General features: G+C 62.4%; 17 protein-coding genes. 12 read left to right on the top strand and 5 right to left on the bottom strand.

What is annotated here, in order from left to right; all coding sequences use genetic code 11:
* From BN1233_RS20990 to glgC, 8 genes are all read left to right on the top strand, one after another.
* The coding region (locus tag BN1233_RS20990; protein ID WP_046865577.1) for a UDP binding domain-containing protein at window positions 1–281 on the top strand (281 nt) is incomplete at its 5' end.
* Between the two features lie 144 nt (window positions 282–425).
* Window positions 426–2,261, top strand: a complete 1,836-nt coding sequence (locus tag BN1233_RS20985; RefSeq protein WP_046865576.1) for an adenine deaminase — start codon at window positions 426–428, stop codon at window positions 2,259–2,261.
* Between the two features lie 465 nt (window positions 2,262–2,726).
* Window positions 2,727–4,259 (top strand): sugar ABC transporter ATP-binding protein, encoded by a 1,533-nt coding sequence (locus tag BN1233_RS20980; protein WP_046865575.1) that lies wholly within the window; start codon window positions 2,727–2,729, stop codon window positions 4,257–4,259.
* Between the two features lie 32 nt (window positions 4,260–4,291).
* The gene (locus BN1233_RS20975; RefSeq protein ID WP_046865574.1) at window positions 4,292–5,317 is read left to right on the top strand and encodes an ABC transporter permease subunit; all 1,026 of its coding nucleotides are present in this window, start codon (window positions 4,292–4,294) and stop codon (window positions 5,315–5,317) included.
* 94 nt (window positions 5,318–5,411) lie between these two features.
* On the top strand, window positions 5,412–6,341 hold the full coding sequence (locus BN1233_RS20970; RefSeq protein WP_046865573.1) for an ABC transporter substrate-binding protein: 930 nt from the start codon (window positions 5,412–5,414) through the stop codon (window positions 6,339–6,341).
* Window positions 6,342–6,395: 54 nt separating this feature from the next.
* On the top strand, window positions 6,396–7,358 hold the full coding sequence (locus tag BN1233_RS20965; RefSeq protein WP_046865572.1) for a PfkB family carbohydrate kinase: 963 nt from the start codon (window positions 6,396–6,398) through the stop codon (window positions 7,356–7,358).
* Window positions 7,359–7,488: 130 nt separating this feature from the next.
* A complete protein-coding gene (pgi, locus tag BN1233_RS20960) occupies window positions 7,489–9,135 on the top strand; it encodes a glucose-6-phosphate isomerase (protein ID WP_046865571.1) in 1,647 nt (548 codons plus the stop codon).
* Between the two features lie 56 nt (window positions 9,136–9,191).
* The gene (gene glgC / locus BN1233_RS20955; RefSeq protein WP_046865570.1) at window positions 9,192–10,460 is read left to right on the top strand and encodes a glucose-1-phosphate adenylyltransferase; all 1,269 of its coding nucleotides are present in this window, start codon (window positions 9,192–9,194) and stop codon (window positions 10,458–10,460) included.
* 166 nt (window positions 10,461–10,626) lie between these two features.
* Here the strand turns inward: glgC and BN1233_RS20950 are convergent, their stop codons facing one another.
* Window positions 10,627–10,848, bottom strand: coding sequence for a hypothetical protein (locus BN1233_RS20950; protein ID WP_046865569.1), 222 nt, complete (start codon window positions 10,846–10,848; stop codon window positions 10,627–10,629).
* 533 nt (window positions 10,849–11,381) lie between these two features.
* Window positions 11,382–12,008 carry an alpha/beta hydrolase gene (locus BN1233_RS20945; protein WP_197094565.1) on the bottom strand — a complete coding sequence of 209 codons (627 nt, stop codon included), beginning with the start codon at window positions 12,006–12,008 and terminating at the stop codon, window positions 11,382–11,384.
* A gap of 345 nt (window positions 12,009–12,353) precedes the next feature.
* Here BN1233_RS20945 and BN1233_RS20940 point away from each other — a divergent pair, with 345 nt between their 5' ends.
* The 4 genes from BN1233_RS20940 to BN1233_RS20925 all read left to right on the top strand — a co-directional run bounded on the left by BN1233_RS20940 (window position 12,354) and on the right by BN1233_RS20925 (window position 17,379).
* Window positions 12,354–14,171, top strand: a complete 1,818-nt coding sequence (locus tag BN1233_RS20940) for a cyclase family protein (protein WP_046865567.1) — start codon at window positions 12,354–12,356, stop codon at window positions 14,169–14,171.
* A gap of 274 nt (window positions 14,172–14,445) precedes the next feature.
* Window positions 14,446–14,715, top strand: a complete 270-nt coding sequence (locus BN1233_RS20935; RefSeq protein WP_046865566.1) for a DUF2312 domain-containing protein — start codon at window positions 14,446–14,448, stop codon at window positions 14,713–14,715.
* A 130-nt stretch (window positions 14,716–14,845) separates the two neighbouring features.
* Window positions 14,846–15,457 (top strand): MarR family winged helix-turn-helix transcriptional regulator, encoded by a 612-nt coding sequence (locus tag BN1233_RS20930; RefSeq protein WP_244889835.1) that lies wholly within the window; start codon window positions 14,846–14,848, stop codon window positions 15,455–15,457.
* Window positions 15,458–15,507: 50 nt separating this feature from the next.
* The gene (locus tag BN1233_RS20925) at window positions 15,508–17,379 is read left to right on the top strand and encodes an FUSC family protein (protein ID WP_048708607.1); all 1,872 of its coding nucleotides are present in this window, start codon (window positions 15,508–15,510) and stop codon (window positions 17,377–17,379) included.
* Window positions 17,380–17,413: 34 nt separating this feature from the next.
* On the opposite strand, the gene BN1233_RS20920 is transcribed toward BN1233_RS20925, so the two are convergent.
* From BN1233_RS20920 to BN1233_RS20910, 3 genes are all read right to left on the bottom strand, one after another.
* Window positions 17,414–17,821 (bottom strand): hypothetical protein, encoded by a 408-nt coding sequence (locus BN1233_RS20920; protein WP_046865563.1) that lies wholly within the window; start codon window positions 17,819–17,821, stop codon window positions 17,414–17,416.
* A gap of 314 nt (window positions 17,822–18,135) precedes the next feature.
* Window positions 18,136–18,684 (bottom strand): hypothetical protein, encoded by a 549-nt coding sequence (locus BN1233_RS20915; RefSeq protein ID WP_048708609.1) that lies wholly within the window; start codon window positions 18,682–18,684, stop codon window positions 18,136–18,138.
* A gap of 117 nt (window positions 18,685–18,801) precedes the next feature.
* Entirely contained in the window at window positions 18,802–19,959 is a 1,158-nt protein-coding gene (locus BN1233_RS20910) for a zinc-binding dehydrogenase (RefSeq protein WP_046865562.1), read from the bottom strand.
* Window positions 19,960–20,069: the final 110 nt, after the last annotated feature.

Raw genomic sequence — 20,069 nt, 5'->3', positions numbered from 1 at the left:
GGACCGTGCTCTCAGGGGTCGAGTATGCCGAGGACCCCTATGCCTGCGCGGCGGGCGCCGATGCGCTGGTGATCGTCACCGAATGGGACCTGTTCCGGGCGCTCGACCTCAAGCGCCTCAAGGCCGCCCTGAACGCCCCCGTGCTCGTCGACCTCAGAAACATCTACCGCCCCGACGAAATGCAACGCGCCGGGTTTAAGTATGTCAGCGTCGGACGGGGTGCAGAACACGTGCCGGCGTCGGTCGATCTGATGCTACGAGACATGGAGCCGGCGCTCTGATCGAGAAACCGTAGATCCACTCCGTCATTGCGAACGAAGTGAAGCAATCCATTCTGCGGTAACGGACCGGGCACCCGACTCGCAATGACGGCGCGACGGCTCCGATGCTAGGATAGCTCCGTGCCACCAAATCCGGAGCCATCCATGTCTTCCCCTCGTTTCTCATCGTTGACCCGCTTCTCGGTGGCTCCTCTCGCGTCGATGACGCGGCGCCTCGCCGATACGGCATCGGGTCGGGCTGCGCCCGATCTCGTGATCACGGGCGCCCGTCTTTTGTCGACCTACAGCGACCGCATGCTCGAAGGCCGCGAGATCTGGATCGCGGGAGGACGGATTGCCGCCGTCAAGCCGGCGGGAACCTTCAAGAATGGCTCCGCCGGGTCCGCGACACGGATCTACGATGCCAAGGGCGGCATCCTCGCGCCCGGACTCGTCGATCCGCATATCCATATCGAAAGCAGCATGGTAACGGCCTGCGCCTATGCAGAGGCGGCGCTCCTCAACGGCACCACGACAATCTTCTGCGACAGCCACGAGATCGGCAACGTGCTCGACGCGGCCGGCATCGAGATGATGCTGGAGGATGCCCGGCAGGCACCTCTGTCGATCTTCCTCACGGTCCCGAGCACGATCCCGGCCACGTCCCCGGCTCTCGAAACTGCCGGGGGCGATCTGACGCCCGAGAAGATCGGGCAATTGTTCGACCGCTGGCCGGAAGCCGTGGCGTTGGGCGAGAAGATGGATTTTGTCCAAGTCACCATGGGCGACGAGCGAAGCCACGCGATTCTCGCGGCGGCTCTCCAACGCGGGCGACCCGTGTCCGGTCACATCTATGGACGCGAATTCGTCGCCGCCTATGCAGCGAGTGGCGTCACGGACACCCATGAGGCGATCGACCGGGACATTGCCAATGATCTGCTCGAGGCTGGTATCTGGATCTTTCTGCGTGGCGGACCGCCGACCACGCCCTGGCACAGCCTGCCCCAAGCGATCAAGACGGCGACAGAGCTCGGAGCGAGCCCGAAACGCCTCTGCATCTGCACGGATGATCGCGATGCCGACGACCTCCTGATGTTCGGGCTCGACTGGGTTGCGCGCGAAGCCGTAAAGGCCGGCATGACGCGCGAGCAAGCCTGGAGCATGGGATCGCTCCACCCGGCGACGCGCTTCGGCATGGATGGAGATATCGGCGGTTTGGGAGGCGGACGACGTGCCGACATCGTCCTGCTCGACGATGATCTGAACGTTCGCAACACTTGGTATGGCGGCGAGCTCGTCGTGGAGGATCGCAAGATCACCCCCGTTCTCGATGCGGCGCTCTCGAACCGCTACCGGTATCCGCGTCAGGCCTATCAAACGGTGCACATCAACGGCACGTCGCGCCTCACGCCTGAACTGCCGAAAGAGAAATGTGTCGCGAACACGATCCGCACAGCTCTGCCGGGCATCGTGCTCTTCCACGACCGCGTGACGCTCGAGCCCAGCGGTGACTGGGCGAGCCTTTTGAAAGAGCACGATCTCTGCTTCGTCGCCGTCATCGAGCGACATGGTAAATCGCACGGGCCGAACGTTGCCCGAGGCCTCCTGAAGGATTTCGGCCTGAGGCGCGGCGCCGTTGCGAGCAGCGTCGGGCACGACTCGCACAACGTCATCGTCGCAGGCACGAACGAGGACGATATGCAACTGGCGCTCGCAACAATTCGCGAGGCGCAAGGTGGTGTCTGCGTCGTGGCGGACAAGCAGGTTATGGCCATGGTTGCCCTGCCGGTTGCGGGCCTCCTCTCCGACAAGCGCGTCGGCAAGGTCGCCGAGGAAACCCGATCCCTCAAGGAGGCCTGGGAACGCGCGGGCTGCACGATTCCCTATATGGGCTTCAATCTCATTCCCCTCTCGGTCATCCCGGAAATCCGGATCACCGACAAGGGTCTGGTTCTGGTTCCGGAGATGGAGATTCTGCCGCCGTTCGAGGCAGCTGCGTAGCTACGGTCGATGCTCAACATCGGGCGTGCCGCACAAGGCCGGATGCAGGGCGTGGTTCCTTGTTCGGCAGGACGCCTTCTGGCATGTGGCATGGCAGAAGCGTCAGCAAGGCCAACCGGGAACGCGAGAGTCGTAACTCAGGCGGCAGCTTGAACCATCACCATCGATCGGAACAGCCAACGCACCCTGGTTGCTCCGATCAGCCGGACAGAGGATGTCACCCTGTAAGCCCACTGGCGAATTCTCGTCTGGCGACAAGTCGTTGGCCTGTTCTCGACAGCACACTGCAGGCCCTTGATTACGGAATGCTTCCCAAGACCATGCTTGCCACTTTCCCCGAGCCATATTAGCCTTTTCAAGCTCGCGTTCGCTTCGCGCCTGAATGCGAGTTCACGTGGCAGCACGGAGGAAGAGACCTGCGCCTGCGAAAGTAATCCTGTGAAATAATGATCGGGAGGGAAGGTCATGCCGGTGGCGGCCAATGCGCGGGTTCCGACTCTGGAGATGCGGAACGTCTCCAAGACCTTCCCGGGCGTGAAAGCTCTCAATGGTGTCCGGCTGCAGGCCTGGGGCGGAGAAGTCCTGGCCTTGATGGGCGAGAACGGCGCCGGAAAATCGACCTTGATGAAGATCCTGTCCGGCGCCTACCAGCCCGATCCAGGAGCCGAAATCCTGATCGACGGCGAGCCCGCTGCCATCACCGACCCCATCGCCGCCAAGCATCATGGCATTGCCATCATATACCAGGAGCTGGCCCTTGCCCCCAATTTGAGTGTCGCCGAGAATATGTATCTGGGCGATGAGATCCATAATCGAGGCCTCATCGACAGAAGGACGATGTACGAGAAATGCCGACCCGTCCTGCAACGACTCGGCGCTCCCTTCGATCCCGAAACCATCGTCGGCACTCTGTCCATCGCTGAGCAGCAACTCGTCGAGATCGCGCGCGCGCTGCATGCGAAGTCCAAGATCCTGGTATTGGACGAACCCACCACAGCGTTGTCTTCGCGCGAAACGGAGCGCCTGTTCACTCTCGTCCGGCAGCTGCGCGCGGACGGCATCGCACTCGTCTATATCAGCCATCGCATGGCCGAGGTCTACGAACTCGCCGATCGCGTGTCGGTGCTTCGGGACGGCACCTATGTCGGCACGCTCGAACACGACGAGATCAGCGCAGACGCCCTCGTCAAGATGATGGTAGGTCGTGACCTGTCGACCTTTTACAAGAAGGAGCATGACCCGCACGCCAGTCGCGGGCCTGTGATCCTCGAGGTCAGGAATCTTACCGACGGCCGGCGGGTGAAGCCATGCAGCTTCCAGCTCCACAGGGACGAGGTGCTGGGCATAGCCGGCCTCGTCGGGTCCGGCCGCACCGAATTGGCGCGGCTGATCTTCGGAGCGAACTCCAAGGCGGGCGGCGAGATCCTGCTCGAGGGACGCCCCGTCGAGATCAATGAGCCAGAGGATGCGCTGAACCTTGGCATTGCTTATCTGACCGAGGACCGAAAGGCGCTGGGCCTGTTCCTCGACATGAGCTGCGGCGACAATATCAACGTCGGGGTCATGCAGCGAGATGCTCGCCCCGGCGGGATCCTGGACCGGGCAGCCGCGTGGCGCCGCGCCGAGGCCGCTTTCAAAGCACTGAAGGTTCGGGCTGCCAGCCCGATCGTTCAGGTCGGCAGCTTATCGGGCGGAAATCAGCAAAAGGTCCTTCTCGCGCGCTGGCTCGAAATCGGCCCCAAACTGCTGATCCTCGACGAGCCGACCCGCGGCGTCGACATCGGTGCAAAATCCGAGATCTACCGAATTATCGACGAACTCGCGGCAAAGGGAATCGGTATCATCGTGATCTCGAGCGAATTGCCCGAAATCATAGGCATCTGCGACCGCGTGCTCGTAATGCGCGAGGGACAAATCCAGGGCGAGGTCGGCGGCACGACCGGCTATGCGATTAGTCAGGAAAACATCATGACCTATGCTGCTGGGGCTGCAGCCTGACCGGAGTCTGACTCGAACGGGAGGATTAGCCCATGGCCAACGATGGAACACTCGGATCCGGCACCTCGCCTGCGACCAGCGCCGGGGTAGGCCTGTCGGCACGCCAGGTGCAGGTACGGAGCTTCATCCAGGCCGCAGGTATGCTGCCCGTGCTGGTGCTTCTCTGCATTGCCTTCCACTACTTGTCCGACGGGCGATTCTTTACGGGGCAAAATATCTCGATTGTCGGCCAGCAGGCCTCGATCAACACCGTTCTTGCCGCGGGCATGACCTTTGTCATTCTCACCGGTGGCATAGACCTCTCGGTCGGCTCGATTCTGGCCGCCTCTGCGATGGCAGCCGTGATTGCGTCGCTGATCCCGGGCTGGGGCCTTCTGGGTATTCCAGCCGGCCTGCTGACAGGCCTCTTCTTTGGATTGCTGAACGGCCTGCTCATCGCGTTCCTGAAGCTCCCTCCTTTCATCGTGACGCTCGGCTCGCTCACTGCAGTCCGCGGTATCGCGCGGCTCATGGGTGGCGATACGACCGTGTTCAACCCGGAGTTGCCGTTCGATTTCATCGGCAACGCGTCTCTGTTCGGTGTAATCCCCTGGCTGGCTGTGATCGCGATTCTCGTGGTGCTCGGCTCCTGGTTCATCCTGCGCCGGACGGTCCTGGGCGTGCGCATCTATGCGGTTGGCGGCAACCCGGCAGCGGCCCGCCTTTCCGGCATCAAGGTCTGGGCTATCCTGCTTTTCGTCTATTGCCTCTCCGGCTTCCTTGCGGGCCTGGGCGGAGTCATGGCGTCGGCCCGGCTTTATGCTGCCAATGGACTTCAACTCGGGCAGTCCTATGAGCTTGATGCGATTGCAGCCGTCATCCTGGGCGGCACCAGCTTCGTCGGTGGCATCGGCACAATCTGGGGCACCCTGATCGGGGCGCTCATTATTGCCGTTCTGTCCAACGGGCTGATCCTGCTCGGCGTCTCCGACATCTGGCAGTTCATCATCAAGGGCTTGGTGATCATCGGCGCTGTGGCGCTGGATCGGGTTCGTCTCCAGGGCAGCGCTCGCACCTGATCCGAACTCATCCATCAGCCGACAACTTCGGCCACCGGCGGCATGCTGGCCCGCCGCCGGATCAGTTCAACTGAGGGCCAGGGAGGCTACGTGCATGCTAAGGAAGCTATTGTTGGCCAGTGCAGCATTGGCGCTTGCAACCGGTGCCGCCGCGGCGAAGGACCTCAAGGCAATCGGTATCACGTTGGGCTCACTTGGTAATCCGTTCTTCGTCGCCTTGGCCAAGGGTGCGGAAGCCAAGGCAAAAGAGATCAATCCCAATGTGAAGGTGACGGCGACCTCGGCCGATTACGACCTGAACAAACAATTCAACCAAATCGACAATTTCATTGCCTCCGGGGTCGACATGATCCTGCTCAACGCTGCCGACCCGAAAGCGATTGTCCCTGCCGTCAAGCGCGCACAGCAGGCCGGGATCGTGGTCGTCGCAGTGGACGTGGCTGCTGCGGGAGCCGACGCTACAGTTCAGACGAATAATCTTCAGGCCGGTCAGATCGCCTGCCAGTATCTGTCGGAGAAGATCGGTGGAAAAGGGAATGTCATTATCCAGAACGGTCCGCAGGTTTCGGCCGTCATCGACCGCGTTAAAGGCTGCAAGGAAGTGCTGGCGAAGTCGCCGGCGATCAAGATCCTGTCCGATGACCAGGACGCCAAGGGCTCCCGCGAAGGAGGTCTCAACGTGATGCAGGGGCATCTCACGCGCTTCCCGGATATTGCCGGCGTCTTCACGATCAATGACCCACAGGCGATCGGCTCGGATCTGGCTGCAAAGCAATTGAACCGGAAAAATATCGTGATTACCTCTGTCGACGGTGCGCCCGATATCGAGGCCGCCCTGAAGGGGGACTCGCTCGTCCTCGCCTCGGCCAGCCAGGACCCCTATGCCATGGCGCAGCAGGCGGTCGCGGTCGGCTATGACATCATGAATGGCAAGAAGCCCCAGGATCCGATGATCCTGATGCCCTCGACGCTGATCACGAAAGACAACGTCGCGAGCTACAAGGGTTGGACCTCGCCGCGGTAATGCGATGCCCCAGGGTGCCTCGTCCTGGGGACGACTTTGGGGAGCACACCTGAGATGGCCGATGTGGTGGCCTTTGGCGAGTTGCTGATCGATTTCGTGCCGACCGCCACCGGCCTCGACCTCGCGCATGCCGAGACCTTCACCAAGGCGGCGGGTGGTGCGCCCGCGAACGTCGCGGCCGGCTTGGCCCGACTGGGGATGAGCAGTGCCTTCATGGGCATGGTCGGCCAAGATGGCTTCGGCCATTCCTTGGCCGAGACGCTGCGCCAGGTCGGCGTCGACGTAAGCCCCCTGCGTTTCACCTCGGAAGCCAATACAGGGCTTGCCTTCGTTTCCCTGCATGCAGATGGCGAGCGCGAGTTCCTGTTCTACCGCTCTCCCAGTGCCGACATGCTCATGCGGCCGGAGGATGTCGACGAAGCAGCGATCTGGAATGCTCGCGCCTTCCATTTCGGCTCGATCAGCCTGATCGCTGAGCCAGCGCGCGCGGGGACGCTTCACGCCGTGAGCCTGGCCCGGCGCTACGGCAAGGTGGTCACCTATGACCCCAACCTGCGCTTGGCACTCTGGCCCGATGCTGCTGAGGCCCGGGCCGGGATGCGGATGGGCCTTGAGGTGGCAGACATCGTCAAGATCGGCGACGAGGAGCTGGCATTTTTGACCGGCGACAACGACCCGGTCGCAGCCGCCCGCGCGCTCTGGACCCCACGCCTGCAGCTGATGGCGATCACGTCCGGAAGCGCAGGGTGCATCTGGGTCACGCCGCAAGCGCACGGGCGGGTGCCGAGTTTCACCGTGACGGCCGTGGATGCCACGGGTGCCGGCGACGCCTTCATGGCTGGTTTGATCGCTGGCCTCCTCGCGGAGCGCGCCGTCCCAACCGAGCCGGAGGCGATCGAAAGGATCTGCCGCTTCGCGAATGCGGCTGGCGCACTGACCGCAACGGGTCGCGGCGCTATCCCGTCCCTGCCGACCCGCGACGAGGTCGAGGCCCTCGTCCTGAGAGCTCAGCAATGACCGCTCGTTCAGCCCAGCACAGGACTCACGCTTCGTGCTGATCTGACTGGCTGATAAACCTGCGAGATGCTTACGAACCATAAGCTACATTTCGAGAGCCCCAAACACTCATATTGAAGGACAGGACTTTATGACTTCGATTTCGGCTTCGTCGGCCTGGCGGGCCCTCCAAGTGCATGCAGAAGAGTTGCGGGGACGGCCCTTGCGCGAGCTGTTCTCCAGTGACCCCGAACGTTTCCAGCGCTTCTCGCTCCGGCTCGACGATCTTCTTCTCGACTACTCGAAGAACAGGATCACCGAACAGACCATGAAGCTCCTGCTGGATCTTGCGCGGCTCGCCGATGTGGAGGGTTGGCGGGAGAGGATGTTTGCGGGAGAGAAGATCAATTTCACTGAGAATCGTGCTGTCCTGCACGTCGCTTTGCGCAACCGCTCGGGCCGCCCCGTTCTGGTCGATGGCATCGATGTCATGCCGGGCGTGGCGGCGGTGCTGGACAAAATGCATCTGTTCTCGGAACGGGTCAGGAGCGGCGCTTGGCGCGGAGCGACGGGCGAGACGATCTCCGACGTGGTCAATCTCGGCATCGGCGGGTCCGATCTCGGCCCCCTGATGGTTTGCGAAGCACTGAAACCCTACCAGCGTGCCGACCTGCGGCCCCACTTCGTCTCCAATGTCGACGGAGCGCATCTCACTGACACTCTCGCTCCTCTCGACCCGAGGCGCACCCTGTTCGTCGTCGCGTCGAAGACCTTCACCACCCAGGAGACGATGACCAACGCCGCTAGCGCTCGGAGATGGCTCACCGATGCCTTGGGCGAGGATGCAGTCTCCAAGCACTTCGTAGCGGTCTCGACCAACCTTGCCGAGGTGACGCGCTTCGGCATCGACAGAAACAACATGTTCGAGTTCTGGGACTGGGTCGGTGGCCGCTACAGCCTCTGGTCCGCCATCGGCTTGCCCATCGTGCTCGCGATCGGATTCGACCGCTTTCTCGAGCTGCTCGAGGGAGCGTACGAGATGGACGAGCATTTCCGCACCGCCGCTCTCGAACACAACTTGCCCGTGACCCTTGCGCTGCTGGGCATCTGGTACCGGAATTTCCTGGGAGCCTCGAGCATCGCCATCCTCCCCTACGATCAGCATCTGCATCGCTTCCCGGCCTACCTCCAGCAGGCCGATATGGAGAGCAACGGCAAGTTCATTCACCGCGATGGCAGCCGGGTCGATCACGCCACGGGCCCGATCGTATGGGGCGAGCCCGGCACCAATGGCCAGCACGCCTTCTATCAGCTCATCCATCAGGGCACGGACCTGATCCCCGCGGATTTTATCGCGGCCGCACAGAGCCAGACCCCGTTGGGAGGTCACCACCACAAGCTGCTGGCCAACTTCTTGGCACAGACCGAGGCCCTGGCCTTCGGCAAGACCAAGGACGAGGCCCGAGCGGAACTCGAGGAGCAAGGCCTGTCTGGCGCTGCCCTGATGAGGCTCCTGCCCCACAAGGTGTTTGAGGGCAATCGCCCGACGACGTCGATCCTCTATCGGCAGCTCACGCCACGGAGGTTGGGCTCGCTGATTGCCCTCTACGAGCACAAGATCTTCGTCCAGGGCATCATCTGGGGCGTGAACAGCTTCGATCAGTGGGGCGTCGAACTCGGCAAGCAACTCGCATCGCGCATTCTGCCTGAACTCGTGGGAGAGGCGCCGGCGACGGCTCACGACAGCTCGACCAACGGGCTGATCGAGCATGTCCAGCGCCTCCGCAAGCAACAATGAGATTCTCTGCGGAGCATCGTTCCGACTGCACATGATCGCCAGTGGAGGAACAACCGATGGCCAGAGACGAGCATATCGCAGGCAACCTGACGCGAAACGCCATGGCCTTCGTCCTAGCCGGCGGACGTGGCAGTCGCCTAGTGGAATTGACGGATCGGCGAGCCAAGCCGGCGGTCTTCTTCGGCGGCAAATGCCGCATCATCGACTTTGCCCTTTCGAACGCTCTCAACTCGGGCATTCGGAGGATCTGCGTTGCAACCCAATACAAGGCTCACAGCCTCATCCGGCACTTGCAACGGGGCTGGAATTTTCTCCGGCCCGAGCGCAACGAAGGCTTTGACATTTTGCCGGCCTCGCAACGGGTCGCCGAAGACAAGTGGTATCTGGGAACCGCAGATGCCGTCACGCAGAACATCGACATCATCGAGAGCTATGCGCCGGAATTCATCGTGATCCTGGCCGGCGACCACGTCTACAAAATGGATTACGGACCCATGCTCGCCCAGCACATGGTGTCCGGAGCCGACGTCACCGTCGGATGCATCGAAGTCCCGCGCATGGAAGCAACGGGCTTCGGTGTCATGAAAGTCGATGCCTCATCCCGCATCATCGATTTCATCGAGAAGCCTGCCGACCCGCCCCCCATGCCCGACAATCCGAATCTGGCGCTCGCCAGCATGGGGATCTACGTCTTCCAGACGAAGTTGCTGATCGAGCTCCTGCGCGAGGACGCCGACGACCCGGATTCGGCCCATGACTTCGGGAAGGATATCATCCCCGCTCTTGTCCGGCAGGGCAAAGCCGTCGCACATCGCTTCTCGGAGAGCTGCGTGCGCTCGGGAGCCGAGGCAGAGCCCTATTGGCGAGATGTAGGCACTGTCGACGCCTTCTGGGAGGCCAATATCGACCTGACCGATTTTGTGCCGGCTCTCGACCTTTACGACAGCAATTGGCCAATCTGGACCTATAGCGAGATTACGCCTCCGGCGAAGTTCATTCACAACGAGAAAGGGCGGAGAGGTGTGGCCACGAGTTCGCTCGTCTGCGGCGGCTGCATCATTTCAGGCGCGCAGATCGACAAGTCTCTCCTGTTCACCGGGGTAGTCGCCCATTCCTATGGACAACTCACGCATACTGTCGTTCTCCCCTACGTCACGATTGGCCGTCACGTCCGGCTGACGAGGGCCGTGGTCGATCGAGGGGTACAGATCCCGGAAGGCTTGATCGTTGGCGAAGATCCGGAGGAAGATGCACGGCGCTTCCGCAGAACCGACAAAGGAATCTGCCTGATCACCCAGCCCATGATCGACCGGCTGAAGAGCTGATATTCGTAGACGCTCCGAAGGTGCGTCGCTCGTCCGGCGGGTGGGCTCGCCCTCATGGCTGGCTACGCCCGCCTGACGATCCGGTGGGCGCAGGACGAGCGCTTGCTCGGTTGCCCGTCCGACACATTTCAGCTTAGCAGCGGTCTCGCCGGGGAGCGGCCCTCATTCAGAAGCCAGATCTCCAGGAATAGCCCGGATAGGAGCTGAAAAGGCGGTGGGAGCGATCGACCTCACGCAATCTCAGCTCGAGATCGACCCGGTCTTTCGCCTCGCTTACATAGGCGAACTCCGCCTCCTGTTCCGTGAGGATACCGAGACCACGACGGGCTTTGTCGGCCAAAGCGGTCCAGGGGAAGGCCCTCAGTTTCATGATGTACGTCAGCGTCATCGCGTGGTCCTCCATGCAAGGGTACTTGCACCTTCTTCCAGGCGTTCCACCGAGCATCGCGGATTGAGCCGCTGTTATTGTGCATTGCAGCAAGACCTGTCTGAGATAGGCTGGAGTGGATCGATCAGCCATATGTACGCATGTCGAAACGTGGCGATACACTGTCGCAGGCCCTCGGCGACCCGACCGGAAGATCAGGCCACCACCCATCGGGGATGACCGAGGCGCCTTCAACAAATTGGGGCAAGGCGGCGACCGGTCCGGATCGCAACAGTACTACGGGCAGGTCCCCGTTCAGGTAGTCCGGCGTGTCGGTGAGCGGTCAAGGCCAGAACGTACGTCTGACCGGGCTGCAACCTATCACCGTCCTGACCGATCGAATGCTTGCCAACGGATTGGTTGATCAAGGCGGAGAGGTTGCGTGGCGAGATCGGCCAACCCTCGCTACCGATCCTCGTGGATCCGGACAGCGCCTGTTGAATGCCAAAAGGATTGGTCGGGGCACTCTCGATGCCACGCTGATGCATGTGCCATTAGCCAAGGAAGCGAACTATTGCTGCGCTCACCATTTCCAGCGGAACGGTATGGCCGCCATCGAACTCGCGATAATCTAGGCTGTAACCTCTCTTCCGCAGAACTGGCGCGAGGCGGCGGCTGCAGCGATCGACTGGCAGCACCTGATCATTGATTCCGTGAGAGATGAAGATCCGTGGCTGGCCATCTTGTTGTGCGGGAGCCATGAAGCCGGGTGAGAAGGCAAGAATGTCACTGAACAGAGTGGCATTCGTGAGGCCGAGCGACAAGGCATAGGACGCCCCGTCGGAAAAGCCCGCGACCGCGATCTTGTTGGGATCGATCGCATGGTGCTGAAAGACGTCCTGCAAGGCGCGGTCGATGAAGGATACGTCGGGTCCGAATGTGCCCGTAATCACATCCCAGGTTCGTTCCCGGGATTCGGGTGCGAGTAGGATGATGCCATACGTCTCGGCTGACTCGATCAACAGGTCGATCATCTGCGAGGCAGTGCCCCCTGCCCCGTGAAGCGCCACGATCAGCGGCGCAGATGTCGCTGCTCCGGGTCGGTCGGGCACGAAGAGAGCGCCATCGCGCCTGCCGCCCAGGCCCAGCGGCCTGACTCCGCCCGCATGCGCCTCAGACATTATAATCACCTGCGGGCGCGCTCGAAGCAATGCCGCCCGCGCCTCTGCTGTCGTATTGCGCATGGGCAAGTTTCCTGCCTGTTCGATCAGGGTCCGCGGCAACGCGCGGCAGTGCCGAACTGTTTCTCACGAACTTCCGCCGTGCTTTCGCGCAATGCAGGGAGGCACGAAAACGCGACGTCGGCAAAAAGCGCGGCCGTCCGCGTCAATCCGATTGAGCCGACCTCGCTCCCGGTTTAGCTTTTGCCTGGAGGCCGGGCCTTCCTCAAGGCTCGCTGCGCCCTTTTCGGCTCGGTCTCGAATGACTGCGGGTACGCCGCGGGCCGTGAACGGAAGGAAACGCCCATGTCAGGCGCATGGTGTCGGTCTGGCCTGCTTGCTGCTGTCTCGATCGCGGCGCTGGCCCTTTCATCTCCTGCATTCGCCCAGTACAAGCCGCTCACCGAAGGCATGGCGGTCGATCTCACGCCGACCGTTTCGATGTCGCACAAGCAGTACTGGCCCGGCGGACAGAAGCATCACCAGCCGATCATCGTCCCCTATATCCAACACGGCCCGGGTCCCCTCGCTTCCGACCTCCTGATCGTCGACGAGAACACCGGCACCCAGCTCGACTGCCCGCCGCACATGATGCCGCCGCAGGACAGCGGTTTGCCGAATTCAGGTTATTGGGGGGACATGACATGCGATAAAATTCCGGCCTGGCAGTTCGCGGGCGAAGTCGTGAAGGTCGACGGCCGCCAGATTCTCGACCAGGCACCGAACGGTGTCAGTCCGATATTCACTGTCGACATGATCAAGAAGGCAGAGAGCGAGATCGGCCGCTCTCTCGGCACCGGCGACGTCGTGCTGTACTGGAGCCGCTACGACGATGCGTATGACAAGCCCGGGCCCGCTGGCACCCGTCTCCTCGATCAGCCAGTCGCGGGTACCGCGCCCGCCTTCCCGGCGCCGAACTTCGATACGCAGGATTACATCGGTTCCAAAGGAGTCCGCACCGTCGGACTCGACAGTCCGAGCATCGGCGCTTTCGGTGATCCGGATTACCCGATGCGCGGCACGCAGAGCTTCTTCCAGAGTCCCAAGGCGCTCGAGAGTCATCTCGGACTCTTCAAGTATGGCGGAATCGACTTCGAGGGGCTCATGAACCTCGACCAGGTGCCGAACGGCGCCTTCTTCATCGCACTCCCGGTGAAGCACTATCACTCGCCCACAGTCGAGACACGCGCGGCCGCAATCACCGACCCTGAACTCGCGCGACAGCTCAACGCAGCTGTGAAGGCCAAGCGCGTCGCCGATCTGTCCGTGCTCAACAAGATGGATACACCGGTCGCTTGGCCCGGGATCGGCATCGGCACCTACGCCTTCCCGTACTACAGCATCGATCCGGTCGTGTACTATACCGGCCCGTTCGGTCCCTACTGGGTCAATACGCACACGATGGATTCGCGAACCGGGACGCATGTCGTCCCACCGGCGCAGTACGGCCCGCCACCCGGTTTTGACCGCGCGAAGTTTGACGACCAGACCCGTCGCTGGCTCGAGGAGTTCGAGCAGAGATACGGCGCTCTCAAGACCACGGACATGACTTCCGACAAGGTGCCGATCCATTACTTCATGGGGCCGGCGCGCGTCATCGATGTGCAGGACGTGGTCGGCACGACCGATCGTCGGAACTGGCCTGCGTCACCGGCGATCACGGTCGAGATGGTTCAGAACTACGAGAAGGCAACCGGCGATCTCAAAGCCGGCGAGGTCGTGATCTTCGAGACCGGCCATACGACGACGCACTTCCGCCCGCTGGAGCGGGGACGGAACGACGACACAGTGAAAGGGCCGCTCGACGGACAATCGGAAGGCTGGCCGGCCGCCGGACCGGACGTGGTCAAATACCTCGCGCAGAAGGGCATCAAGCACGTCGCAACCGATGCGCCGGCCCTCGGATCGGTCAAACCGAAGGAAGCAGCAATGACCTACTGGGCAGCCGCCAACGAGGGCATGATCGTCACCGAATTCCTGACCGGTGCCGGCCAGCTTCCCACGACCGGTGCATTCTTCGTGTTCCTGAACCCGAAGATCGAGAACAATCATGGAGGACCAGGCCGCGCGGTCGCCATCCTGCCGATGGGTCAGGCGCGCGGGAACGCACCAGTGGTTCAGTAGGGCCCTGCAGTTCCATTCCCGTCGTGGCGAGTTGTAGACGGCGGGATTCATTCTGAGACGGTGACCTGGATTGATGCACTTCGTTCGCAATGGGGGCGTGACCTTCGAACTCACTCCCGTCGTTGCGAGCCGGAGGTGAAGCAGTCCAGGAATCGGACGCGCCGAGAGCAAGACACCCCGATTAACACTTCGCTTACGCTAACAATCGGCTTCACTTGATCGACTCACCGCGATTGGTGACTTCTCGAGCCATTATTTTCATGAGGAGTTAGCCATGAGCAGGCCGGGTGAAATTGCAGGGAACCAGCTACGGGCTTTCGTCGAGCGCATCGAATACATCGAGGAGGAGATCAAAGGCCTCAACGAAAGCAAGAAGGAGATCTTCGACGAGGCAAAGGGCGAAGGCTACGACGTCAAGATTCTCAAGGAGGTGATCCGCCTCAGGAAGCAGGACAAGAAAGAGCGCGACGAGCACGAGTCCTTGCTCGATATCTACCTCAACGCGATTGAGACGGCAGAGCCCCAGCTTGTCGCTGCCGAATAGTCGGATTCTGAAGAGTACCAAGACCGCAAGGCTGCCCATACGGGCAGCCTTTTCTTTTTTGCCGTCAGCCGCAGGCGCAATCCGCCCCCGGAAACCACCGTTGATGGTCAGGTCGTGCTGACTGGACAGGTTGATCCCGAATACGACTGGGGAACGGATCACCAATCCCTTCTGTATCGAGCGCCATGACGAGGCGCTCTCCGGGCGAATGCGGCTTTCAGCACATCCATTCCTAGACAAAAAGATTGAATTCAAATTATTCGCACCCCAATTATATGGGATGAGCTTCGAATCTCACCGGCTTCGGTTCGGTCTCCAGCTCGTTGGCTTCGCGCGGCGCTGGCGGCGGGAACTCGACCATAGGCTGGCAGCCGTCGGGTTGACCGACGCCACCTGGGCGCCCCTGATCCATCTCCATGAATCCGGCGATGGCATCAGCCAGAAGGATCTGGCTGCGCTCGTCGGCATCGACGGCTCGAGCCTCGTGCGCCTGCTGGACATGCTGGCGGGACGGGGACTGATCGAGCGGCGCACCGATGAAGCGGATCGCCGCGCCCGCCTGGTGTTTCTGACACCGGCGGGACATGAGGCGATCCGGGACATCCGAGGCCAACTCCTGAAGGCCGAGACCAACATGCTGGCCGATCTGACCGACGACGAGATCGCCGCAATTCTTGAAGCCTTCGGAAAAATCGAGCGGCGGCTCGGCACGGCTCGCGACCGGACGGAGAACGTCGCTTGAGCACTGCAACGCTGTCTGCGCTCGGGTTTAACGTCCCCCGGCTGGGATACATGACACGCACAGCCGCGGCCGCCTGTCTCGCCCTGTATCTCGCGTGGCTCGTCGGGCTCGAGCATCCGCAATGGTCGGCCATGACAGTATGGGCCTCCTCGCAGCCGTTGCGGGGCCAGTTGCTCGAGCGGAGCTTCTTCCGGATGGCCGGAACGGTCGTCGGCACGATCGCAGGCGTGTTGCTGGTCGTCCTTGCCGGAAACCAGCCCTTGGCCCTGGTGACCGGGCTCGCATTGTGGGTCGGGCTGTGCGCCGGAATCGGCAATCTTCAGCGCAGCTACATATCCTATGGCACCATGCTGGCCGGCTATTCGGCTGGCATGGTCGCCCTGCTGGACACCGCCCACCCGGATCGGGTGCTCGTCCTGGGGAGCGATCGGCTCCTGACCGTTCTGCTGGGGGTGCTGATAGCCCTGGGAATCGGGCTGCTGTTCGCGCCGCGACAATCTCCAGAGGACTTGAACGGACGCGTCCGCAGCCTCACGGCGCGGGTGCTCCGCGCCATGGCGCTCCGTCTGCGCGGCGACAGCGATATTCTCTCTGCGGAGCCGAGGGCCATCCTCTCGGAAATGGCGGCCATCGAGGAGGCTCTCGATCCCCATGCCGCGGGCTCCCTGCGCTCACGGCGCGCCGCGCGAGCGATCCGTGCCCTTCTGGCCGCGCAGGCGGCTGCTTTGGTCTGGCTGCGTGGATCCGACGCTGCCTCGTCGGAGCCCGCCATCAGCTTGGCCCTGGACCGCACGGCCGCGGCCCTCGAAGGCGCAGCCGGCGCCGACGAGATCCTCGCTCTGATCGAGGAGGTGGCGCGGGAGGCAGGAGCCCACCCGCCGCTGCGCGCGGTCGTCCTTCGGCTCGAGACGGCGTTGCGCGACCAGTTTGGTGCGCCGGCCCGGGTGGGCGAGCGGCCATCGCTCGCCCACCCGGTTATCCTGCACCGCGACTGGGTGGTGGCGCGCCAGGCGGCGATCCGCGCCGGCGCCGCCATGCTCGCCCTCGGTCTGCTCTGGGTCGTGACCGGCTGGACGCTCGCCCCCTACATGATGCTGGGTGCGTCGATCATGCTGTCGGTTTTCTCGACGTTCGATAACCCGGCGCGATCGGTCTGGTATGTCGCCCTGGGCCAGTTCGGCGGCGTGATCGCGGCCCTGCTCTGTCGCTGGCTGGTCTGGCCGCATGCAGGAAGCGAAATGGCCCTCGTCTTCCTGGCGATGCCCTTCATCCTCTCGGGCGCGCCCCTGATGGCGCACCAGCGGACAGCGCCGGGTGCCTATGACTACAACATGGCCATGCTGCTGATGCTGCAGCCGGCCTATCCCCTGACTTTGGCCTTCTGGCCGTCGGTCGCCATGGCGGGAGCGGTTGTCGCCGGGCCGCTCGCCGGGCTCGCGGCCTACAAGCTCATTTTCCCGATCGACGCGCGCCGGCGAATGGACATCCTCGTCGGCATGATGGTGCGCGAGGTCGCGGCGATGGCAGCGAACCGCAACCCAGCCGATCATCGCTTGGTCTGGCGCGCGCGGCTGTTCCACCGGATGCTCAGGCTGATCCGCTGGGCCGAAAAGACCAATGATCGGAAGCTCTCGATGATAGACGGCAGTCTCGCCGTCCTGACGCTCGGCGAGGCGGTGCTGCGTCTACGGGCCCTTCTACGTGATCCGAACGTGCCGTCCGGCGCGGCGCGCGGCGCAAAAATGGCGCTCGGCCGTGTCGCGGAGATCATCCATGACCCCGTTCGGGCTCAACATGCACTCGATCGAGCCGCGCGACGTCTTGCGCACGAAGCAAGGCTCGAGGCTGCCTTCGTGCACGATGCGGCCCGGGCTCTGGCCACCAATCTCGCCTTCTTTCGGCGTGCCGCCGGGAGCGTATAGGGCTGCTTCGTAGGCCGTGTTTTCGGATATCGGCCTACGGCTCGGGCTCGGACAGAGTGACTTGCGGGCCAACCACGAGGACGAGCGTCCGTTCCGGACTATGGGCGAAGTCCCGTACCTCGAACGCGCGCCGCTCGGCAATCCCGTCGAACTCGCCTGCTGGGCCGGCCCGCACAAAGACGTAGCACTTGCTCGGATCAAGGGGCGACTGTCCGATCGCGATTCTTTCCACCTCCAGCCCTTGGCGGGACAATCGTCGCCACTCGGCGCCGAGCGACATCATCATCTGTGTTCTGGCGAGGTTCTTGATGCCGCTTGAGCGGGTGCAGAGTTCGCGGAGGCTTTCGCCCGGCAACGTGCGGGCATCGAGCCATTCGGCGGCCGCAAGGGGCTCGCCGACGCCAATGAGAAGGACGATGAGTCCATAACAGCGCGCCCACATCGGCTTCCCTCCGGTTGCTGTCCCGGCGAGGCCGACGCGCGGCGCCCTTCGAGACGAGGCGCTCGCGGGTGAGTCCTGCGCCGTGAGCGAGTCTCTCCCACACACTTACCCTCAGCACGGCTCGTCGAGGCCCGCATTGCGATGGATCAAAACCCTCGGCGCATGGGATGCTCGGCTTTTGGCGACGGCTCCAGCATGGCCGTGTTGCTGATGTGCAGCAGCCGATCCGCTGACGACACGTGGGCTGGAGTGCCCCACGCATGCGGATGCGCCGTTCGGCGCTTGAGCGCCGTCTTCAGGAGCGGTTCTCTGAGTTATTCCGTAAGCGCACCAACCCGCGTCGCTCGCATTTCCTGAACGATACGCCAGGATTGACCGTTGTCCTCGGAGCGCTCGTTGAACCATGTGAAGGAAGTGGACGTGATGTGGCGATACACCCACCGCGACAGCATTCCCTGCGCATCCGGATCGGAAAGCTGGATGATCTCGTCACCGACCTTCTTGCCGATCTGCCGGATAATCCGGCCGCCGGGTGGGTTGGCCCATAGGATGTGCCAAGCGTCAATCGACGGATCATACATCCGCAACGTCGTGCTGTAGCGGTTTCCCGGCTCGCTCCAGCCGACTTTCGCATCGCCCCTCACCGGGGTAATCCAGAGGTCCTGTACCGCGCGGCCTTCAAGGACCCAGGCGAACCGGATGTCCCAGGTGGATTGCGTCACGCTGCCATCGGCGCCGAATTCCCTTGCTTCGGCAATCCACTCGCCGACAAATTGGCCATAGAGCATCAGCTTGTCCGCATGCTCGCGCGCCGGACCGCCCGAGACGAGACCGTCGATGAAAGTGTGCGTACGCATGCCCATGCAGTTCGTCCTGGATTCGTTTGCAAATTTCTGTTGTGGGCCGGAAGACCGATCCGAATCCCTGGCGATGCCGAGTGGATCGGGTGCCAATTATCGCCGGATCACGCGCCGGCAGAGTCAACTCACCAATTCGGGCCACGGCACGATGGTTGACTTCACCGTACGCATCGCCATCGCATCCGCTACGGCCTGAGCGATGCCCTCTTCAGTGAGCGGATACAAAGCTTGCATCTCGAGCCAGGGATATTTGTTCCTGGTACGATAGAGCATGTCTACACCAAGTGGCAGGTCGTTGCCGGTAAAGGCCCAGGAGCCGAGCACGTTGAGGTCCTTGGAGCAGATGCGATGCCAGGAGGTCTCGATCGAGCCGGCATCCGTGAATTGGCCCATCTCGACATACGTGCCACCATCGCGCAGCATCTCGATGCCCTCCGGCCCGGCTGACGGGTGGCCGGAGCAGTCCATCACGAGGTCTGCTCCGAAACCACCTACGATTTCCCGAACTCGGGCAATGCGCTCCGCCGGATCCTTATATTCATCGAGGTTCACGGTCGCCTCTGCCCCGAAGCGGCGTGCGAGTTGAAGTCTCGGCGCCTCGGGGGCGCCCACGCAGATGACTCGCCCCGCTCCCATTTCCTGGGCCGCTGCCACGGCCAGGATCCCGATTGGGCCGGAGCCCTGGATGACGACGCTGTCACCCCATTTGAAGCCGCCGGCGCGGATCGCGCGATTGAATGCCCGGATGCAGGACGTCAACGGTTCGGAAAGTGCACCAAGACGAAGGGACATGTCGTCCGGCAGCTTATAGATCTTGGTGCCGGGCAGCATCTCGAGGTCGACATAGACGTATTCCGCCCAGCCGCCCCATAGATGAGGTGGTTTATCGAAACCGAGATAGCGCCCGTAATAGACCGGCGTCAGACACTTGTTGGCGTTCTCTGGGTAATGAATGCAGTAATAACACTGACCACAGGGCATCAGCGGCGGAATCATCACCTTGGAGCCGATCTCGAGGGGCTTTGCCATGAAATCCTCGGTGAGCTCAGCGCCTTTTTCCACGATGACACCGCCGATCTCATGCCCGAGGGTAAAGGGCCAGGGCAGCGGCTTTGGCCAGTGGCCCTTGAGAATGTGCTGATCGGTGCCGCAGACGCCGCAGGCCCCGATCTGGATGAGGGCTGCTTTCCTGGGCACCTCCGGCCAGGGCACAGTTCGGATGACCGGCTTGGCGCCAGGGCCGTCGAAGGTTGCAACGCGGATATCAGACTTCCTCATCACCCGGTAATCTCCAGTCGCAGCTTGCGTCCCAGGCTAATGCTCGAACCGACTTCGATCAGGCTCGCATCAGCCCGCGTTTGGATGCTCAGTTATGAGTCTACTCCCTA

Origin of the sequence: Microvirga massiliensis, from assembly GCF_001006805.1 — a bacterium.
Lineage (GTDB): Bacteria > Pseudomonadota > Alphaproteobacteria > Rhizobiales > Beijerinckiaceae > Microvirga > Microvirga massiliensis.
Note: the sequence above shows the minus strand (reverse complement) of the source record. Positions and strands in the feature narration are given on the sequence as shown.

Bases quoted from the DNA above. Each gene is read 5' to 3' on its own strand.
- BN1233_RS20970 (WP_046865573.1), top strand. From the start codon at position 5,412: ATGCTAAGGAAGCTATTGTTGGCCAGTGCAGCATTGGCGCTTGCAACC.
- BN1233_RS20975 (WP_046865574.1), top strand. From the start codon at position 4,292: ATGGCCAACGATGGAACACTCGGATCCGGCACCTCGCCTGCGACCAGC.
- BN1233_RS20985 (WP_046865576.1), top strand. From the start codon at position 426: ATGTCTTCCCCTCGTTTCTCATCGTTGACCCGCTTCTCGGTGGCTCCT.
- BN1233_RS20925 (WP_048708607.1), top strand. From the start codon at position 15,508: ATGACACGCACAGCCGCGGCCGCCTGTCTCGCCCTGTATCTCGCGTGG.
- BN1233_RS20910 (WP_046865562.1), bottom strand. From the start codon at position 19,959: ATGAGGAAGTCTGATATCCGCGTTGCAACCTTCGACGGCCCTGGCGCC.
- BN1233_RS20920 (WP_046865563.1), bottom strand. From the start codon at position 17,821: ATGTGGGCGCGCTGTTATGGACTCATCGTCCTTCTCATTGGCGTCGGC.
- BN1233_RS20945 (WP_197094565.1), bottom strand. From the start codon at position 12,008: ATGTCTGAGGCGCATGCGGGCGGAGTCAGGCCGCTGGGCCTGGGCGGC.
- BN1233_RS20915 (WP_048708609.1), bottom strand. From the start codon at position 18,684: ATGGGCATGCGTACGCACACTTTCATCGACGGTCTCGTCTCGGGCGGT.
- pgi (WP_046865571.1), top strand. From the start codon at position 7,489: ATGACTTCGATTTCGGCTTCGTCGGCCTGGCGGGCCCTCCAAGTGCAT.
- BN1233_RS20950 (WP_046865569.1), bottom strand. From the start codon at position 10,848: ATGACGCTGACGTACATCATGAAACTGAGGGCCTTCCCCTGGACCGCT.
- BN1233_RS20965 (WP_046865572.1), top strand. From the start codon at position 6,396: ATGGCCGATGTGGTGGCCTTTGGCGAGTTGCTGATCGATTTCGTGCCG.
- BN1233_RS20980 (WP_046865575.1), top strand. From the start codon at position 2,727: ATGCCGGTGGCGGCCAATGCGCGGGTTCCGACTCTGGAGATGCGGAAC.
- glgC (WP_046865570.1), top strand. From the start codon at position 9,192: ATGGCCAGAGACGAGCATATCGCAGGCAACCTGACGCGAAACGCCATG.
- BN1233_RS20935 (WP_046865566.1), top strand. From the start codon at position 14,446: ATGAGCAGGCCGGGTGAAATTGCAGGGAACCAGCTACGGGCTTTCGTC.
- BN1233_RS20940 (WP_046865567.1), top strand. From the start codon at position 12,354: ATGTCAGGCGCATGGTGTCGGTCTGGCCTGCTTGCTGCTGTCTCGATC.